The following is a 16,178-nucleotide window of genomic DNA, read 5'->3' as shown; positions in this document are numbered from 1 at the left end:
CGACGACCGTACGGGAGTGATCGGGTGATCCACGAGGTCGACGACGTACTGCGGGCCCTGATCAGGGCGGAGGTGCTCGAAGGCGGCCAGATCGCGGTGGTCTTCGACGCCCCGACCCGTGAGTGGGCGGCGAAGGTCAACGCACCCATGGTCAACCTCTACCTCTACGACATCCGCGAGGACATGCGGAGGCGTGAGCGAGGTCTGCACAACGAGTACGACGAGCGCGGCGCGATCATCGCGCGCCGCCGCCCGCCTCGCTTCTTCAAGCTCTCGTACCTGATCACAGCGTGGACGAAGCGCCCGGAGGACGAGCACCGGCTGCTTTCGTCGCTGCTCGGCTGCCTGCTGCGTTACGAGGCGCTGCCTCCGGAGCGGCTGACGGGCACCTTGGCGGAGATCGGGGCAGCCGTACCGATGTCGATCGCACTGCCGCCGCCGGAGGACCGTTCGTTCGCCGATGTTTGGAGCGCGCTGGGCGGTGAGTTGAAACCCTCGCTGGACCTGGTCATCAGCGTGCCGGTGACGGCGTCGCCGAGCTATGTGGTCGGCCCGCCGGTGGGGGACGAGGGGTTGCAGGCCCGCTTCGGGGACGTACCCGAGGAGGCCGAGCCGTTGTCGGAACCGATGCCGGGCCGAGGAGGGCTTCCGGTGTACGGAGGCCGGCCGGGCCGCCCGGACCGGCCGGGCGGGGACGTTCCCCGCACCTCCGACGCGGAACGGCGGCGCGGTCTGTCCCTCCGTATCACCGAGAGCCGCAAGATCACCGAGAGCCGCAAGGCCGCTGCGGCGGACGGCATGCGGAGTGGCGCGGCAGACCATGCCGATGACAGCACGGAGGACGGCGCCGAATGACAACCGCGGGCGACCCGAACCTGCGCCATCTCCTCGAACGTGCGGTAGCGGTGGAGCAGCGCATCCGACGAGCGGTCGAGGCCCGGCAGCTCACCGACCCGGACCCGGACGACGCCTTCCGCGGCCTCTACCTCACGGACGAGAACATCGCCCGTCTGCTGGACGCGGAGGAGGCCCGCGCCTTCCCGACCCCCGTCCCGGACTACGACGAGACACCGGCCGAACCATCCCGACTGACCTCCCTGGCCGGTGAGTTCGGCCTCACCGCCCTCGACGTCGAGATCCTCCTCATCACACTCGTACCGGATCTCGACGACCGCTTCGAGGCGTTCTACGGCTACCTGAACGACGACGTCACCCGCCGCCGCCCGTCCATCGGTCTGGCCCTGGGCCTCTGCGGCCTGTCCCCCGCCGACCAGGTGGCGCGCGGCCGGCTGTCGGCCCTTGCCCCACTGCGTGAGAGCCGCCTCCTCCTGGTCGAGGACCTGGACCGGCCGTTCCTGAGCCGTGCGCTCCGCGTCCCCGACCGGGTCACCGCGCACCTCCTGGGCGACGACACCCCCGACCCGCGTCTGGCCGATCTCCTCGCCCCCTGGCACGCCGTACCGGGCGTCGGCGACCCGGCCCCGCTGGCTGCGGCCCTCGCCCGAGGCGCCTCGCTCGCCTACCTCCGCGAGGACCAGGGCGGCGCGGGCACGGCCCTCGCGGCCTCCGCGCTGACGCTCGCGGGCCACCGGGTCCTGGGCCTGGACCTGGCGCGACTGGCCGAGGACCCGTCCCCCGCCGAGGCGGTCCGCTCCCTGGTCCGCGAGGCCCGGCTGACCGGCGCCGGCCTGGTCTGCGCCCCGCTCGACGCGGTCTCCCGCGAACACCCGGAACTCCTCCGACTGCTCACCGGTACCCCGATCCCCACGATCCTGGTGGGCCGAGCCCCCTGGGACGCGGCCTGGTCCGCCGCCCCGCCCCTCCTCCTGCACGCCCCACGCGTGGAACCCTCGACCAGAGCCGCCCTCTGGACCGACGCGTACGAGGCCCCCGTCCCCGAAACCATCGACGTGGACCGCCTGCTCTCGCCGTTCCTCCTCACCCCGGAACAGATCACGCGCGCCGCCCGGGGCGCCGCCCAGACCACCCATCTGGACGGCGGCGCCCTCACCCCCGACCACGTCCGTCAGGGTGCCCGTGCCCAGAACGCGGCAGGCCTCGACCGCCTGGCCCGCCGCATCGAACCCACCGTCACCTGGAACGACCTGGTCCTGCCCCCGGACACCCACGCCCAACTCCGCGAACTGACCGCCCGCGCGCGCCATCGCGACCGAGTCCTGGGGGAGTGGGGCATGCGCCCCGGCGGCGGCAGGGGCCGAGGCGTATCGGCACTCTTCGCGGGCGACTCCGGCACCGGCAAAACGATGTCCGCGGAGGTCATAGCCGCAGACCTGGGCCTGGACCTGTACACGGTCGACCTGGCGACGGTGATCGACAAATACGTGGGCGAAACCGAGAAGAACCTGGAACGGATCTTCTCCGAAGCCGCAGGGGTGAACGGAGTCCTCCTCTTCGACGAGGCGGACGCGATCTTCGGCAAACGCTCGGACGTGAAGGACGCCCACGACCGCTACGCGAACGTCGAGAGCGCGTACCTCCTCCAGCGCATGGAGTCCTTCGACGGCCTGGCCATCCTGGCCACCAACCTCCGGGCCAACCTGGACGACGCGTTCACCCGCCGCCTGGACCTCGTCATCGACTTCCCGGTCCCGGACCCCGAACAGCGCCTCCTGCTGTGGGAACGCTGCCTGGGCCCCGTACTCCCCCGGGGCAGGGACCTGGACATCGCCTTCTGCGCCGAGAACTTCGAGCTGGCGGGCGGCAACATCCGCTCGATCGCGGTGACAGCCGCGTACCTGGCGGCGGACACGGGCGAGCCGGTGACGATGCCGACGCTGATCCACGCGATCCAGCGCGAGTACCAGAAGCTGGGCCGGCTGACGCTGGCGTCGGAGTTCGGGCCATATCTGGGACTGCTGGCGTGAGGCTTCCGGTCTGACGGCGGGAACCCTCGTGTGGGCTCTTGCGCGGGCACGGAGTTGACGCCACCGTGGGCGGGGTCGGGCCGGTGACCGATCGGTCCGCTCCGTACGGTGACGGGAGTCGGCGTGACCTCATTGCCTGTTCTGCCCCATGGACTGCACGGCGACGGCCCGCACAAGGTGATCGCGGTACACGGCTGGTTCGCCGACCGCTCGGCGTACGACCCGGTGCTGCAGGATCTCGACCTCGGTTCGTTCCAGTACGCCGTGGTGGATCTACGGGGATACGGCGAGGCCAGGGACGTGAGCGGTACGTACACGACGGCCGAGGGCGCCGCGGACGTGCTCGCGCTGGCCGACCGGCTCGGCTGGGAGCGGTTCTCGCTGATCGGCCACTCGATGGGTGGCTCCGTCATCCAGCGGACGCTGGCTGCCGCGCCGGAACGGGTACGCAGAATCGTCGGGGTGTCGCCCGTCCCCGCGTCCGGCCTGCCGCTCCCGCCGGACCAGTGGGAACTCTTTTCCGCCGCGGCGCACACCTCTCAGAACCGTCGGACCATCCTCGACATCACGACCGGAGGCCGACGCCCCGCAGGCTGGCTGGACCGCATGGTGCGTCGCTCGCTCGAATGCAGCGATGCCAAGGCGTTCCGTGCCTGGCTGGATTCCTGGGCGGGCGAGGACTTCCACGACCGGATCGACGGTTCACCCGTGCCGGCCCTGGTCGTCGTGGGCGCGCTGGACCCGGCCCTGTCCGCCGAGCTGCAGCAGGCCACCTGGATGCGCTGGTTCCCGCAGGCCGAACTGGTGGAGCTGCCCTCGTGCGGCCACTACGCGATGGACGAGGCCCCGCTCGACCTGATCCGTGTGGTGGAGGACTTCCTACGAGCCGATGCGGAGGACGGCGGGGCGAGGGCATGAGCGGGCCCGCCCCCGAAACGCTCGTACCGGACGTGTTCGACCCCAGGCAGTACGGGCGGGGCATCCCCCACGACCGCTACCGCCACCTGCGCGACCACCACCCCGTGGCGTGGCAGGAGGAGCCGGAGGTACTCGGCTGGCCGGCGGGCCCCGGCTTCTGGGCGGTCACCCGGCACGAGGACGTGGTCCGGGTCCTGAAGGACTCCTCGACGTACTCCTCGTACCTGGGCGCCACCCAGATCCGCGACCCGGACCTCGCCGACCTGCCGTTCATCCGCCGCATGATGCTCAACCAGGACCCGCCGCACCACCGGCGACTGCGCGTACTCGTAAGCCGCGCCTTCACACCGAAGCGCGTGGACCGCTTCGAGACCGTCGCCCGTGAACGCGCCCGCTCCCTGCTCACCCGGGCGGTCACCGAGGCGCGGGCCGGCGACGGCACCTGCGACCTCGTCACCCAGGTCACTGACGACTACGCCCTGCTCAACCTCACCGACCTGCTGGGCGTACCGGACAGTGACCGCGGACTCCTCCTGCACTGGACCCAGCGCGTCATCGGCTACCAGGACCCGGACGAGGCCGGGACCCCGGCGCTCGGCCCGGACGGCAGACCGGTGAACCCGCGCTCCCCGGCGTCGCTGCGCGACATGTTCGACTACGCGCACGCACTGGCGGCACACAAGCGGAACCACCCCGCCGACGACGTGATGACGTCTCTCGCCACGGACCCCGAACTCACCGCGCCTGAACTGGAGATGTTCTTCTTCCTGCTGGTGGTGGCAGGAAACGACACGGTACGCAGCGCAGCTCCGGGCGGCCTGCACCTCCTGGCGGAAAACCCCGAGGCCTACCGCCGCCTGTGCGACGGAGAGGTACAGCTCGCCACCGCCATCGACGAACTACTGCGTCGCCACCCACCAGTCCTCACTTTCCGCCGGACCGCCACTCAGGACACGGAACTGGCGGGCACCCGCATCCGTACCGGCGACAAGGTGGTGGTCTTCCACGCCTCGGCCAACCACGACGAACGCGTCTTCTCCGACCCGTTCGCCCTGGACCTCACCCGCTCCCCCAACCCCCACATCTCCTTCGGCGACGGCCCCCACGTCTGCCTGGGCGCCCACTTCGCCCGGCTGCAACTGGGCGCGCTGTATGAGGCGGTGTGCCGCGCCGTGTCGGCCCCACTCGAACCCGCAGGCCCACCGCGGCGCCTGGTGTCGAACTTCATCAACGGACTGAAGTCGCTGCCGCTGCAGGTGGTCGACGCCTGACGGGCGGCCATCTGCTTCCTGGCCATGATGACGGAAATACCAGCGCCCAGAGACGCTGGTGGGACTCGGACCTTGCTCCGTTGTCCCGGCGACGTGATGCCGATGCGCAAGCGAGGCCAGCGCAAGAAGAAGCGACAGCAGAGCCGTCAGCGAGCAATGAACACCCATGTTTCTGACGCCGGTCGCTGGGAGGTTGTTTTCGAGACCAAGGACGAAACGGAGTTTCGGACGCACCTACATCGTGTCCGGACTGAGTACGAATCGCCCGACGATTCGATGCTCCGGGTGGACACCTTGTGCGGACGCCTGAAGCACTCGACGACGTACCGCCTGAGCCTGTTCGTCCCGGAAGTTTCGCCGACGAGCACACAGCTCCGCACTGGACAGTGATCCTCGCGCGGCTAATAACGGCAGAAATGCACCAAGCGCAGCCGTTTGTGCAACCACCACGAGGCAGAACTGGGCAGGCTACCCCCATCGGACAGGGCTCCGGCAACCGAGGTACCTCAGGTGGGACGCGTAATTCCTCAGCTGAGACTCTGAGGCCAGATCAGACGGGCACGGTTCCTGGCGCCGCCACTGAAGAATCGAAGGGCCGATTCCGGCGTACGGGCACTCAGGCGTGAGACGCCCTCGGCAGAGACGACTTCGGCTCGGCCTTCGAACGCTAGCCCCCAGGCTGCCACCACGCCATCCTCACAGTCTCCGAGTTCTTGTACGACAGCGAACATACGCGGCGCGGAGTCTCGCACGAGGTCCTGCAGCAGCAATTCGAACTCCTTTCTGCCTAACGACATCGGCTCCTCCGAACTTGCGTTGTCCTTGCTGGGTTCGTCAGCAGGGTGTGCCTTCTCGTTCATGGCGTGCCTCCACAGCTGGGCGACTATGCTGTTGAGTCTAAATTTGAATTCAACAGATCGCAGTCGCTCAAACAGGTGATGCTCAACTGCTCTCTTGCAAACCGGACTTCCTGTAAGGCAAGCAGGTACCTCACCCAGACGCGCGTCCAGCACTTGCGTCACATGTGGCAAGGAGAGTGCAGTGACCGAGACATCCAGTCCTACGGTGTGGCGACGCTGGCTTGCTTTCGAGCTGGTCCGGCTGAGGAAGCAAGCCGGGCTCGACCAGAAAGACGTAGCCAAGGCGCTGCGTTGCACGGTGGCCAAGGTCTCCTACTACGAGACATCCGAACGCCCCGTGGTGCTGCGGGACTTGAATGAAGTCCTACTCCCGCTCTACAACGTCCCGGAGGAGCGCTGGGATGACTACCTCCAGGCTGCCAGGAACGCGCGCCGGAAGGGCTGGTGGGAGGGAAGCGACGGACTCCCGATGCCGAGTTGGTTTTCCTTGTTCGTCGGACTGGAACAGGGGGCATCGCAAGTCCGAGCGTACGAGAGCGAGGCTGTCCCAGGTCTTCTTCAGACCAGGGCCTACACCGACGCCATCACGCGGCGGGGTACCGCTGAGCGGGGAGACGACGAGGTGGAGAGCCTCGTCGACCTGCGCATGACGCGGCAGGCCGCGTTGAGTCGGGAATCCGCCCCGCTGCGTCTCTGGACCGTGCTCAACGAAGCGGTGCTGCGCCGAGTGGTCGGCAGTCCGGCAATCATGAGAGACCAACTCCTTCACCTGGCCGAGATGACCCGCCATCCGAAGATCACCGTGCAGGTACTCCCGTACGAGCACGGCGCACACCCGGGCATGGCAGCAGGCCCGTTCCAGATCCTCGGCTTCCCGTGGCCGGCCGATCCTGGTGTGGCGTATGTGGAGCATCGGGCGGGCGCCTGCTACCTCGAACGCGCCCACGAGATCGAGGCGCATACTGTGGCCTTCGAGCACCTCGTAGCGCTTGCGCTGAGTCCGGAGAAGTCGGTGGCGGTGGTGCGAGAGATCGCGAAGGGACACGTGTGAACGACAAAGAACAGCCGCTGGCACACGCTGAGTTGAACGCATTGGCCTGGCGGAAGTCCAGCTTCAGCGGTGATCAGGGGGCCTGCGTGGAGGCTGCCCCGTTGGTAGACGGTCGCATAGCCGTACGCAACAGCAACCGCCCTGAAGCGGGGGCGGTGTTTTTCACCATTGTGGAGATGGGTGCCTGGATCAAGGGTGTGAAGGCGGGGGAGTTCGACCATCTCATCGATGAGTAGTCAGCCGCCGAAGCTGCTGAGTGCGTTGTGATCCGTCTGGACCGCTGCTATGGAGGGCCCGCGCGGTGCAGTGGCTGTGCTGGGAACGGGCTGAAGCTCTAGGCATGTGCCTCCCAGACAGGGAGGCTGATTGGTTGTGGACATGTTCCGGTTCCCGATCACGACGCTCCACAACGAGGACCAGTCCGTGTGCCCTCCGACCGGCTCTCCACATTTTCCTGGATCCAGCCACAGGATGACTGGATCCAGGACCACCGAGTCCGACTGGACCGACTTCGGCAGGTCTGGCCGAGCGAGGTCATCGAGACTGCACCCATGGTCTACGAGTGGAGCCCGGACCGTAGGAACTGAGCACCGACCATCGGGAGTCAAGCCGCTACTTTCGTCGCCGACGGTGGCCGCACACCCAGAAGCCACACCAACTGGTCCGGCCGACATTACGAGTTCAAGTTCATTAGCGCCCTTTCAATCTCGTCATTTCCAGCATATCGAGCCCCGAGCGAAAGGCATAGTTCGAGCGCTTTCCTAATGTCGGTAAAATTCCGATGCTCAAAAAAATTAAACCTCTCATCAGCCCCCTTGCGGTGAAGGTCGATCCGGTAGCTTCCGTCGGGTTCTCCATCCGGATACCAGCCGAGGTAGATTCTCAGTGCACCGTCCTCCTCTGAAAATCCTCCGGCCTCTGGCAAGATTTGCCGCATGGACAGAATATCCTGCGTTAGGTAGAGTTCATAGTCGCATTCTGTCGGCTGTTCCCCTACTTTGAATTCGACAAAATTGTTAAATAGCATGACCCATCCGGTAGGTACTCTGAGTGGGGCAAGGTGCCTATTCATGATGCTTCACTTTCCGAAATCGGTTCTTGGGTGGGAGTGGATCTGTCTGCTTGATATTTCGGCACGCAGAACGAATGCAGGTACGACCTTCTGATCCTTCTTCCCCTTCCCTTCGCCGATCGCCTCCCATCCCAACTGAATGGGATAGCGTTTGTATGCGTGATAATTTCCGTTCGATTTATCGACCAGTGTCCCTGTGAGTAGCGTGTCGCGCTCAAGTTCTGCGATCTCCTCCTCGCTTATTATGTACTGTCCCGCTTTTAGCTGCTTTGCGATATCCTGAGCCTTCTCCGGGGGCCTAGGCCAATGCTTTTTATACTCTGATGCGGGAACGAATCGAGTCCCCTTTCCTTCAATTATCTTTTTGACTTCCTCTCGGGCGGTCCCTAGTTCGATGTCGTCTCTGCCGGTATCTTTCGCATACTCGTTAATCGCGGCCACCACGGCGTTGGAGGCGCTCCTGAACTCCCTGCTTTGCGCGCCACTAGTAGTCAAGGCGTGCTCGGCGGCAACCATTTTTTCCAGTATGTCATCGAGGTAAATCTTTTCGAGTTGCGCTTGTTCGTCGCTCTCGGTGGCAAGTTTCCGAGACATCTTCTCAACCGTCTCTCGTAGGTCCTTTCTCCTGCTGGCCATCTCTGTCTGGCGGCCGGATATAAAGTACAGGGTGTGTTGGGACCCCTGCATCGTGAAATGTATGGTTGCCTTCTTCTCTTTTCCTGAATCGGTAGGCTTGTCATTCTCGGACGCCTTCCCCTTGTTCGTTTCCTTTCCCTTGAGTTTTGCCCAGAGTTTCTTGCCCGCCTTGGCGATGAAGCCCACGATTTTGTCGATGGCGCGGTTGACGGGTTTGGCGATGGCGTGGAAGACGGATTTGACTTTGTTGGCGAGGTTGCCGATGCCGAGGAGTGAGGCGAGGAAGCCGATGAGGAGGGGGACGCTGGCGGCGAGGGCTGCTTCGACCATCTTGGGGACGCCTGCGGTGCCGCCGTTGGCGATGGCGATGACGGCGTCGAGGACGGCGTTGACGAATTCAACGATTTGGGCGCCCTGGTTCACGATGAACGTGACGATGTCGATGATTCCCTTGACCGCGCGGATGAAGGCGGAGGCGGGGTTGAGGAGGGAGATGATCCAGGTGATGCCGGCGATGATGACGGTGGGGATCAGGTAGCTGGTGAGTTTTTCGAGGATGGTGGCTTTGAGGTCGCCGGCCTCGGCGGTGATTTCCTTGACGGCGCCTGCGGGGCCTTCGCGGGCGAGGGTCTGGGCGACGGGGACGGATTGTTCGACGGCGGTCATGGCCTGGTCGGGGATGCCCTTGCGGGTGATGCGGGCGCGGATGTTGGCCCAGGTCAGGCCGAGGAGGGAGGCGATGAGCTGGATGATGCCCTTGAGGTCGAACTTCTGGGGGAGTTCGAGGCCGGCCTTGACGGCGGTGCCGAGCAGCCAGGAGACGACGCCGGTCTTGAGGTGTTCGGCGACGTTGGTGATGAAGAGGTTGAGGCCGGCGCCGACGGCTCGTACGAGGTTGCCGAGGAAGCCGATGGGGTCCTTGATGATCTTCATGATGGCGGAGGCGGCCTTGGCGAGGATGCCGAGGAGGAGGTTCTTGAGTTCGTTGATCGTCTTGATGGCGCCGACGATGGCGTCCTTCGCCTTGTCGATCAGGCCCTTGTTGGCTTCCTGGAGTTTCTTGATCTCCTCGTCGATCTTGTTGAGGGCTGCGGTGTACTTCGTCGCGAGGTCCTGGACGAGCTGTTCGGACTTCTCGTTGACGGTGGTTTCGAGGTCGTCGAACTTTCCTGCGAAGTCCTTGGCCGCGTCCTGGCCGAACTGGCGCAGGTCGGCGGGGAGTCTGTCGACTTCGGCCTTGAGTTCGGTGCGCCCCTTGGCGATGCGGGCCTTCGCGCGGCCGAGTTCGGCGCCGATGATGTCGGCGACGGAGGAGATGACGGTCTGCATCTTCGTGACGTAGAGCTTGCGGGCTTCCTGGAAGAGGTCGTTGGCCTCCTTCGGCATGCCCATGAGCTTGTCCTTGGCCCACTTCGCCGGCCCGAACATGCCTGAGTACCGCTTGTCCTTGTACTTCTTCATGCGCCGTTTGTGGTCGGCGGTGAAGGCGTCCCGTGCCGCTTTCTCACCCGTCGTGAACGTGGTGTCGACCTTCTTGTCCAGGCCGGAGAGGGTTTCCTCGACGTCCTTCTTCGTGCCGTCGTAGACCTTCTGGAGCTTCGCGGTGACCTCGGCGCGTTTCTTCTCGTCCTTCGACTTCGTCTCGCCCTTGCCGCCGTCGACCTGTTTCCCGGCCGAGGCGCGGGTCGCGGTCAGGGCGGTCATGGCCTGCGCTCCGGAGGCCGCTGCTCCGGCCTTCGCGGTGGTGAGTTGCTGGGCCTCGGCCGATCTGCCCTTGGCGGGGGCCTTCGCCGAGTCCGTCTCGGCGGTCTTCTTCGCGGAGAGGGCCTGGTCGAATTCCGGTTCGTTGCCCTTGGCGAGCTGGTCCTCGGTGACCTCGGCGTCGGCCATTGCCTGGTCGTTCTGGGCGGGGCCCTGGGAGAAGTCCGTGACGGAGGCGGGTTGTGGGGCGGGGATGGCGTCCGTGGCGGAGGGGGCGCCGGGGTTGGGTGGGGGTTGGTCCGGGGTCATCGGGGTGACCGGCTTGTCCTTGGCCGCCGACGTGTCCGGTGGGGCCTTTGTCGTGGTGTCGATGTCCTTGGCGGAGGACTCCTTGCCGTCGGAGACCTTGCCGTCGACCTCTGACTTGATCTTGTCGGCCTTGCCGGACTTGGAGAACTTGTCGGCGTCGTCGAGGTTCTTCGGGGCCTGTGCGTCGATTGCCTTGTTCACCGCGTCGATGAATGCCTGCTTGTTGAACTCGCCCGGCTTCGCGGCGTTCATCTTCTCCGCGTTCGCCGCCTTGCCCTGCGCCTCCTTGTCGTCGGGTGGCGCGATGGCCGCGTCCTGTGCCGACTTCGACTCGGCGGCGGCGGGGGCATGGACCGCGATCCTCGTCCGCTTCGCCGTCACGTCCGCCTTGACCTTGCGGAAGCCGGGAGCCTGGGCGGGGGAGGGTTTCACGGGGGCTGTGTAGCGCTGCGCGACCAGGCGCGACACCGCCGCGTTGCCTGCCGCGCGTTGCAGGCGTTGCAGGCTGCGGGGGTCGGGGGCGGGGCGGTCACCCGGCGGGCGGTGGGGTGGGGGTGTCTGCGAACGGGACACTTCGGGCGTGACTGTCGCATCGTCGGCACGGGGGATACCTCCACGGCCGGATGCGGAGACAGGATCCTTCTCCGGAACCGCCTTCATCCGTCCTCCCGGCCCACCACTTCCCTGGGCAGTCGGCACTCGACGCACATGGCCCTGCCGCCGTCCCAGGGTGTGGGGGCGGTGGATCGCGTACGCAGCGCGTGGGGACGTGGCCGGGGGCAGCACCCGCTGGGCCGTACAGCGCGAGGGCATTGCCTGATCGGGCAGCGGCCGGTGCACGGCAGGGCGGCCGTGCGTCCGTTCCCGGTGATCGCCGCTGTCACGAGAATTGCGGGCGTTCCCCGGCCAAGGAGAGACTCACATGCCGTCGTACCTGTCCCCGGGCGTCTACGTCGAAGAGATCGAGTCCGGATCCCGGCCGATCGAAGGGGTGGGCACCTCGGTCGCCGCCTTCGTCGGCTTCGCGCAGAAGGGCCCCTTCGACGAGCCGACGCTGATCACGAACTGGAGCCAGTTCGCCGGCACCTTCGGTGACTTCGTCGACGGTACGTATCTCGCCTCCGCCGTCTACGGGTTCTTCTCCAACGGCGGCGGTGTCTGTTACGTGGTGCGCATCGGTGACGGCACCGAGCCCCCGGCCGAGGACGTGAGCAACGGGACCCCCGGACAGCTGCCCGCCGGATCGGAGACACAGCTCGGTCCCTACGCGGTGAAGCCCCGCCCGGGCGTGACCGGAGAGATCACCGTCGAAGTGACCGAGGTGGAGGGGGACGATCCGCCTTCCGACGTCTTCCAGCTGATCGTGAAGCGGGACGGGCAGGTCGCGGAGACGTACCCGAGCGTCACGACGAAGCGCAGCAAGGAGAACGTCGCCACCCGGGTCAATGCCAAGTCGGAGCTCATCGAGATACGGGAGTCCGGGCGCGGGGCGGCTCCGGCCAAGCCCGAGCTGCAGACCGTGACCCTGGCCCCGGCGGCGCCCGCGTCGCCCGGTGCCGGGGCGCTGACTCCCGAGTTGTACGTCGGCGATCCCGACCGCAGGACCGGCCTCGGCGGTCTCGAAGCCGTCGAAGAGGTCACCACGATCGCCGTGCCGGACCTCATGAGCGCATACGAACGCGGGCTGTTGGACCTGGAGTCCGTCGTCGCCGTGCAGCAGGGGCTGATCAGCCACTGCGAGCTGATGGGCGACCGCGTCGCCATTCTCGACCCGCCGCCCGGACTCAGCCCGCAGCAGATCCGGGCCTGGCGCACCGGCGGCGCCAACTTCGACTCCAAGTACGCCACGCTCTACTACCCCTGGATCCGGGTTGCCGATCCCTCGTCGGGACGTGCGCAGCTGGTTCCGCCGAGCGGCCACATAGCCGGGGTCTGGGCCCGCAACGACGAGTCGCGCGGTGTGCACAAGGCCCCCGCCAACGAGGTCGTACGAGGGGCGGTCGCCCTGCAGACGCAGCTGACCAAGGGCGAACACGATCTGCTCAACCCGATCGGGCTGAACTGCATCCGGTCCTTCCCCGGGCGCGGCATCCGGGTCTGGGGCGCGCGCACGCTGGCCTCGGACCCGGCCTGGCGCTATCTGAATGTCCGGCGTCTCTTCAACTACCTGGAGGAGTCGATCCTCGCCGGTACGCAGTGGGTCGTCTTCGAACCGAACGACGACGCCCTGTGGGCCCGTATCCGGCGCACGGTCTCGGCGTTCCTGGTCAACGAGTGGCGCAAGGGGGCGCTGTTCGGGCTCACTCCGGAAGAGGCGTTCTACGTCAAGTGCGACCGTGAGACCAATCCGCCGGAAAGCATCGACGCAGGTCAGGTCATCTGCGAGATCGGGGTGGCACCGGTCAGGCCGGCCGAGTTCGTCGTCTTCCGCCTCTCCCAGCTGACCGGGGGCACCGGGGGCGTCGACGAGTAGCGCGCCAGAAGCCGGCCGAGCAGCGCGGCGGCCGCCCTTAGGTCCTCCAAGCGGTAAAAGCGGCAAGAGCGGTAAAGGAGCCTGTTGTGCCACTTCCCGATCTCGACAGCACCGTCGGGGCCTCCTTCGGCCTCGAATTCGACAGCGTCGTCATCAAGCAGATCACCGAGGTCAGTGGTCTGAAGATGGAGCAGGACGTCATCGAGCTGAAGCAGAACACCGCCGACGGCCGCTACGCCATCAAGAAGCTCCCGGGCCGGCCGAAGGCCGGTGAGGTGACCGTGACCCGGGGCCTCACCGAGGACAACAGCTTCGAACGGTGGATCAAGGACTCCCGGTTCGGCCGGATGACCGCGGCCCGCCGCAACGGCGCGGTCATCGTGTACGACCACGAGGGCATCGCCATCAAGCGCTACAAACTCATCAACGCCTGGCCGAAGTCGCTGGAGATCGGCACCCTCAAGGCCGGTGACACCTCGGTCCTGACGGAGAAGCTCGCGATCACCTACGAGAGCATGGAACTCGACTGATGCGACGTACGGCACCGGCATCGGATCCGGCCGAGGCTCCCGGACGGACGGACGCGCATCTCCCGGCCGGCGGGAGCGGGCGGTCCGGTCAACGGGAGCCACTGCGCACCGAGTTCACCTTCGATCTGCCGCGCGGGTACGTCGACGAGACGGGCGCCGTGCACCACACGGGCGTCATGCGGCTCGCGACCGCGCGCGACGAACTCGTGCCGCTGCGGGACGACCGGGTGCGCGAGAACTCCGCGTACCTCTCCGTCGTGCTCATCGCCCGGGTCGTCACCCGGATCGGCACGATCGACGACATCCACCCCGGCATCATCGAGGACCTCTTCGCCTCCGACCTGGCCTTCCTCCAGGACTTCTACCGGCGGATCAACGCCGAGGGCCACACCCGGGCCGCCGTCAGCTGCCCGGCCTGCAAGGAGGAGTTCGCGGTGAATCTCGCCGGTGGCCGCCTGGGGGAATCGTGACGTACGCGGCCGACCTGCTCTACGAGGAGGTCGCGTACCTCGCCTATCACTTCCACTGGCCGCTCGATGAGCTGCTGGACCTGGAGCACCCGGAACGACTGAGGTTCGTCGCACAGATCGCTCGCCTCAACGGGCAGTAGCGAACAGCGCAGGGAGGACGGGAGAATCCATGGGCCTGATGTCCTGGCTGCGCGGTGGTGGGCGCACGGAGACGGGTACGGGGACGGCCGCGGGCACGGGGACCGGCAGCGCTGGTGCCGCTCCGGCGGCCGTGCCGCGCGAGCGGGTCGATCTGGCTGAACTGCCGCCCATCCAGCGGACCCTGGGCGCTCAGGATCTGGTCATCGATCCTTCAGGGTTCCAGGGATCGCTCTCCACCCGGCAGGACACCTCGCTCGGTACGCCTCTCGGGCATCTGGTCAGCCCGGACGCGCCCACCGGGCTCGTGCACGGGATCACCACCCCGGCGTCCGTGGGCCGGCCTTCACCGGTGCAGCGGTCCGTGGAACGTCCGGTGGAACTGCCGGTTCGCGCCAGGTCCGTACCCCTGTCCGTACCCGTGCAGCGCGCTGCGGTGAGTGGTGCGCCCGCTATGACGTCGGCCGGGGAGTCCGCCGTGGCGGAGTTGCCGGTACGCCAACTGGTGGGCGAGCAGCCCTTTGCACCGGCCTCGGCTCCGGAACCGGCACCCGAATCGGCCGCGCCCGAGCCCGCGACGCCGCTCCCGCCCGTTCAGCGTTCGGTGACGCCGCCGGTCGTGGACCGGCCCCGGCGTGCGCCCGGTCTCGGCGCGCCCATGTCCGCGCTGCCGCCCACGGCACAGCGACAGGCTGCCCACGCCGGTCCGGAGACGGAGGGGGCGGCCGGAGTGGTTCCGGTTGCCCGGAGCGCGGCGGACGACAGTGCCGGTGAGGTCCCGGAGGCCCCTGAGGTGCCCGCGGCCCCGGAGTCGGCCCCCGAGTCCGACGGGCCCACTGCTCCGCTGCTCGGTGACGATCCGCTGCTCCCCGCCCCGTCGGAGTCCGCACCCGCGCCCAGTGCCGCCTCCTCGTCCGCCCCGTCGGAGTCCGCACCCGCGCCCAGTGTCGCCTCCTCGTCCGCCCTGGCGGAGTCCGCACCCGCGCCTACTCCCGCCTCCTCGTCCACCCCGGCGGTGCAGCGGACTCCCGCCGTGCCCGCGCAGGCTCCCCTGTCACCGCCCCCGGTTACCGCTCCGGTCGCTCCCCTGCTCGCCGACCGGCCCTTGTCGCTCCAGTCCGGGCAGAGCGGTGGGGCGGGCGTCGTACAGCGTTCCGCCGTGGACGGGGCGGCGGCATCTCCGTCGGGTGGTGCGGGTCCGGTGCCGGGTCCCGGGCTGCCGTCCCTGCCCGATGCCGTTCCGGTGCGTTGGACGTCTGCCGGGGCGGGTGCGCCTTCGGTGGCGCCGGCCGCATCTCTGCCGGCGGCGCTGCAACGTACCGCCATGACTCCGGGGGAAGCGACGGGTGCGCCCTCTCGGCCGCTTTTCGCCCTGCAACGTCAGACAGTCGGCGGGCCGCCGGTGCCTCGTTCGTTGCCGGGTGCCGGCAGCCGTACCGCACCCGCCGCGCCCGCCGCCCCCTCGTTCCCCACGGCCGGTTCGGTCGCCGTGGCCGCGGGGGTGGCTCAGCGGATGGCCGACGGCAGTGTCGTCTTCGGCTCGCCGCCACCGCCGTACTCATCACCCGTCGTACAGCGCGAGACGGAGACCACGGAACCACCGCCTCCGGATCCTCCCCAGGAGCCCGAACCGGAACCGGAACCCGGGCCCATGGCCGAGGACCACGGCGCACCGGGCGCGGCCGCCTCCGCCCCCGGCGCGCCACCCGGTCAGAGCGGTGGTCACGGCGGCGCCGCAGCCCCCGTCGTCACCGACGAGCTGGTACGCGCCCTGTACACACCGCTCAGCAGGCTCTTCAAGGCGGATCTGCGGCTGGAACGCGAACGAGCGGGTTTTCTCATCAACACCCGGCACTGATGAACG

At 67.5% G+C, this 16,178-nt stretch carries 14 protein-coding genes; 11 read left to right on the top strand and 3 right to left on the bottom strand.

What is annotated here, in order from left to right:
* The first annotated feature begins 24 nt into the window (after positions 1-24).
* The 4 genes from OG609_RS19845 to OG609_RS19830 all read left to right on the top strand — a co-directional run bounded on the left by OG609_RS19845 (position 25) and on the right by OG609_RS19830 (position 5,074).
* Positions 25-855: a DUF4255 domain-containing protein gene (locus OG609_RS19845; RefSeq protein WP_327274037.1), complete on the top strand. Its 831-nt coding sequence runs from the start codon at positions 25-27 to the stop codon at positions 853-855.
* Complete coding sequence (locus OG609_RS19840) at positions 852-2,885, top strand: ATP-binding protein (protein WP_327274036.1); 2,034 nt, start codon at positions 852-854, stop codon at positions 2,883-2,885. Before OG609_RS19845 ends, OG609_RS19840 begins: the two co-directional genes overlap by 4 nt.
* Positions 2,886-3,008: 123 nt before the next feature.
* Entirely contained in the window at positions 3,009-3,803 is a 795-nt protein-coding gene (locus OG609_RS19835; protein WP_327274035.1) for an alpha/beta fold hydrolase, read from the top strand.
* The gene (locus OG609_RS19830) at positions 3,800-5,074 is read left to right on the top strand and encodes a cytochrome P450 (RefSeq protein ID WP_327274034.1); all 1,275 of its coding nucleotides are present in this window, start codon (positions 3,800-3,802) and stop codon (positions 5,072-5,074) included. Before OG609_RS19835 ends, OG609_RS19830 begins: the two co-directional genes overlap by 4 nt.
* Before the next feature lie 527 nt (positions 5,075-5,601).
* Here OG609_RS19830 and OG609_RS19825 read toward each other — a convergent pair.
* Positions 5,602-5,934, bottom strand: a complete 333-nt coding sequence (locus OG609_RS19825) for a hypothetical protein (protein ID WP_327274033.1) — start codon at positions 5,932-5,934, stop codon at positions 5,602-5,604.
* Positions 5,935-6,115: 181 nt separating this feature from the next.
* Between OG609_RS19825 and OG609_RS19820 the strand changes: the two genes are divergently transcribed.
* Positions 6,116-6,985 (top strand): helix-turn-helix domain-containing protein, encoded by an 870-nt coding sequence (locus OG609_RS19820; RefSeq protein ID WP_327274032.1) that lies wholly within the window; start codon positions 6,116-6,118, stop codon positions 6,983-6,985.
* A complete protein-coding gene (locus tag OG609_RS19815; protein ID WP_327274031.1) occupies positions 6,982-7,221 on the top strand; it encodes a DUF397 domain-containing protein in 240 nt (79 codons plus the stop codon). Before OG609_RS19820 ends, OG609_RS19815 begins: the two co-directional genes overlap by 4 nt.
* Before the next feature lie 437 nt (positions 7,222-7,658).
* Here the strand turns inward: OG609_RS19815 and OG609_RS19810 are convergent, their stop codons facing one another.
* Positions 7,659-8,057 carry a hypothetical protein gene (locus tag OG609_RS19810; RefSeq protein WP_327274030.1) on the bottom strand — a complete coding sequence of 133 codons (399 nt, stop codon included), beginning with the start codon at positions 8,055-8,057 and terminating at the stop codon, positions 7,659-7,661.
* Positions 8,058-8,063: 6 nt separating this feature from the next.
* Positions 8,064-11,363: a hypothetical protein gene (locus tag OG609_RS19805; RefSeq protein WP_327274029.1), complete on the bottom strand. Its 3,300-nt coding sequence runs from the start codon at positions 11,361-11,363 to the stop codon at positions 8,064-8,066.
* A gap of 262 nt (positions 11,364-11,625) precedes the next feature.
* Here OG609_RS19805 and OG609_RS19800 point away from each other — a divergent pair, with 262 nt between their 5' ends.
* The 5 genes from OG609_RS19800 (at position 11,626) to OG609_RS19780 (ending at position 16,172) form a co-directional block, all read left to right on the top strand.
* Positions 11,626-13,176 carry a phage tail sheath family protein gene (locus OG609_RS19800; RefSeq protein WP_327274028.1) on the top strand — a complete coding sequence of 517 codons (1,551 nt, stop codon included), beginning with the start codon at positions 11,626-11,628 and terminating at the stop codon, positions 13,174-13,176.
* Positions 13,177-13,262: 86 nt separating this feature from the next.
* Positions 13,263-13,706: a phage tail protein gene (locus tag OG609_RS19795; protein ID WP_072488539.1), complete on the top strand. Its 444-nt coding sequence runs from the start codon at positions 13,263-13,265 to the stop codon at positions 13,704-13,706.
* Positions 13,706-14,176 (top strand): hypothetical protein, encoded by a 471-nt coding sequence (locus tag OG609_RS19790; protein ID WP_327274027.1) that lies wholly within the window; start codon positions 13,706-13,708, stop codon positions 14,174-14,176. The genes OG609_RS19795 and OG609_RS19790 overlap by 1 nt, the downstream gene beginning before the upstream one ends.
* The gene (locus OG609_RS19785) at positions 14,173-14,316 is read left to right on the top strand and encodes a DUF6760 family protein (RefSeq protein ID WP_093896703.1); all 144 of its coding nucleotides are present in this window, start codon (positions 14,173-14,175) and stop codon (positions 14,314-14,316) included. Before OG609_RS19790 ends, OG609_RS19785 begins: the two co-directional genes overlap by 4 nt.
* Positions 14,317-14,345: 29 nt before the next feature.
* Positions 14,346-16,172, top strand: a complete 1,827-nt coding sequence (locus tag OG609_RS19780) for a hypothetical protein (RefSeq protein WP_327274026.1) — start codon at positions 14,346-14,348, stop codon at positions 16,170-16,172.
* Positions 16,173-16,178 lie beyond the last annotated feature (6 nt).

The organism is Streptomyces sp. NBC_01224, from assembly GCF_036002945.1.
Lineage (GTDB): Bacteria > Actinomycetota > Actinomycetes > Streptomycetales > Streptomycetaceae > Streptomyces.
The sequence above is the reverse complement of the archived record's forward strand: the minus strand, read 5'-3'. Positions and strand labels throughout refer to the sequence as shown.

Excerpts from the sequence above, each read along its gene's own strand:
- OG609_RS19840 (WP_327274036.1), top strand. The coding sequence starts at position 852 with ATGACAACCGCGGGCGACCCGAACCTGCGCCATCTCCTCGAACGTGCG.
- OG609_RS19830 (WP_327274034.1), top strand. The coding sequence starts at position 3,800 with ATGAGCGGGCCCGCCCCCGAAACGCTCGTACCGGACGTGTTCGACCCC.
- OG609_RS19825 (WP_327274033.1), bottom strand. The coding sequence starts at position 5,934 with ATGAACGAGAAGGCACACCCTGCTGACGAACCCAGCAAGGACAACGCA.
- OG609_RS19810 (WP_327274030.1), bottom strand. The coding sequence starts at position 8,057 with ATGAATAGGCACCTTGCCCCACTCAGAGTACCTACCGGATGGGTCATG.
- OG609_RS19805 (WP_327274029.1), bottom strand. The coding sequence starts at position 11,363 with ATGAAGGCGGTTCCGGAGAAGGATCCTGTCTCCGCATCCGGCCGTGGA.
- OG609_RS19800 (WP_327274028.1), top strand. The coding sequence starts at position 11,626 with ATGCCGTCGTACCTGTCCCCGGGCGTCTACGTCGAAGAGATCGAGTCC.
- OG609_RS19790 (WP_327274027.1), top strand. The coding sequence starts at position 13,706 with ATGCGACGTACGGCACCGGCATCGGATCCGGCCGAGGCTCCCGGACGG.
- OG609_RS19780 (WP_327274026.1), top strand. The coding sequence starts at position 14,346 with ATGGGCCTGATGTCCTGGCTGCGCGGTGGTGGGCGCACGGAGACGGGT.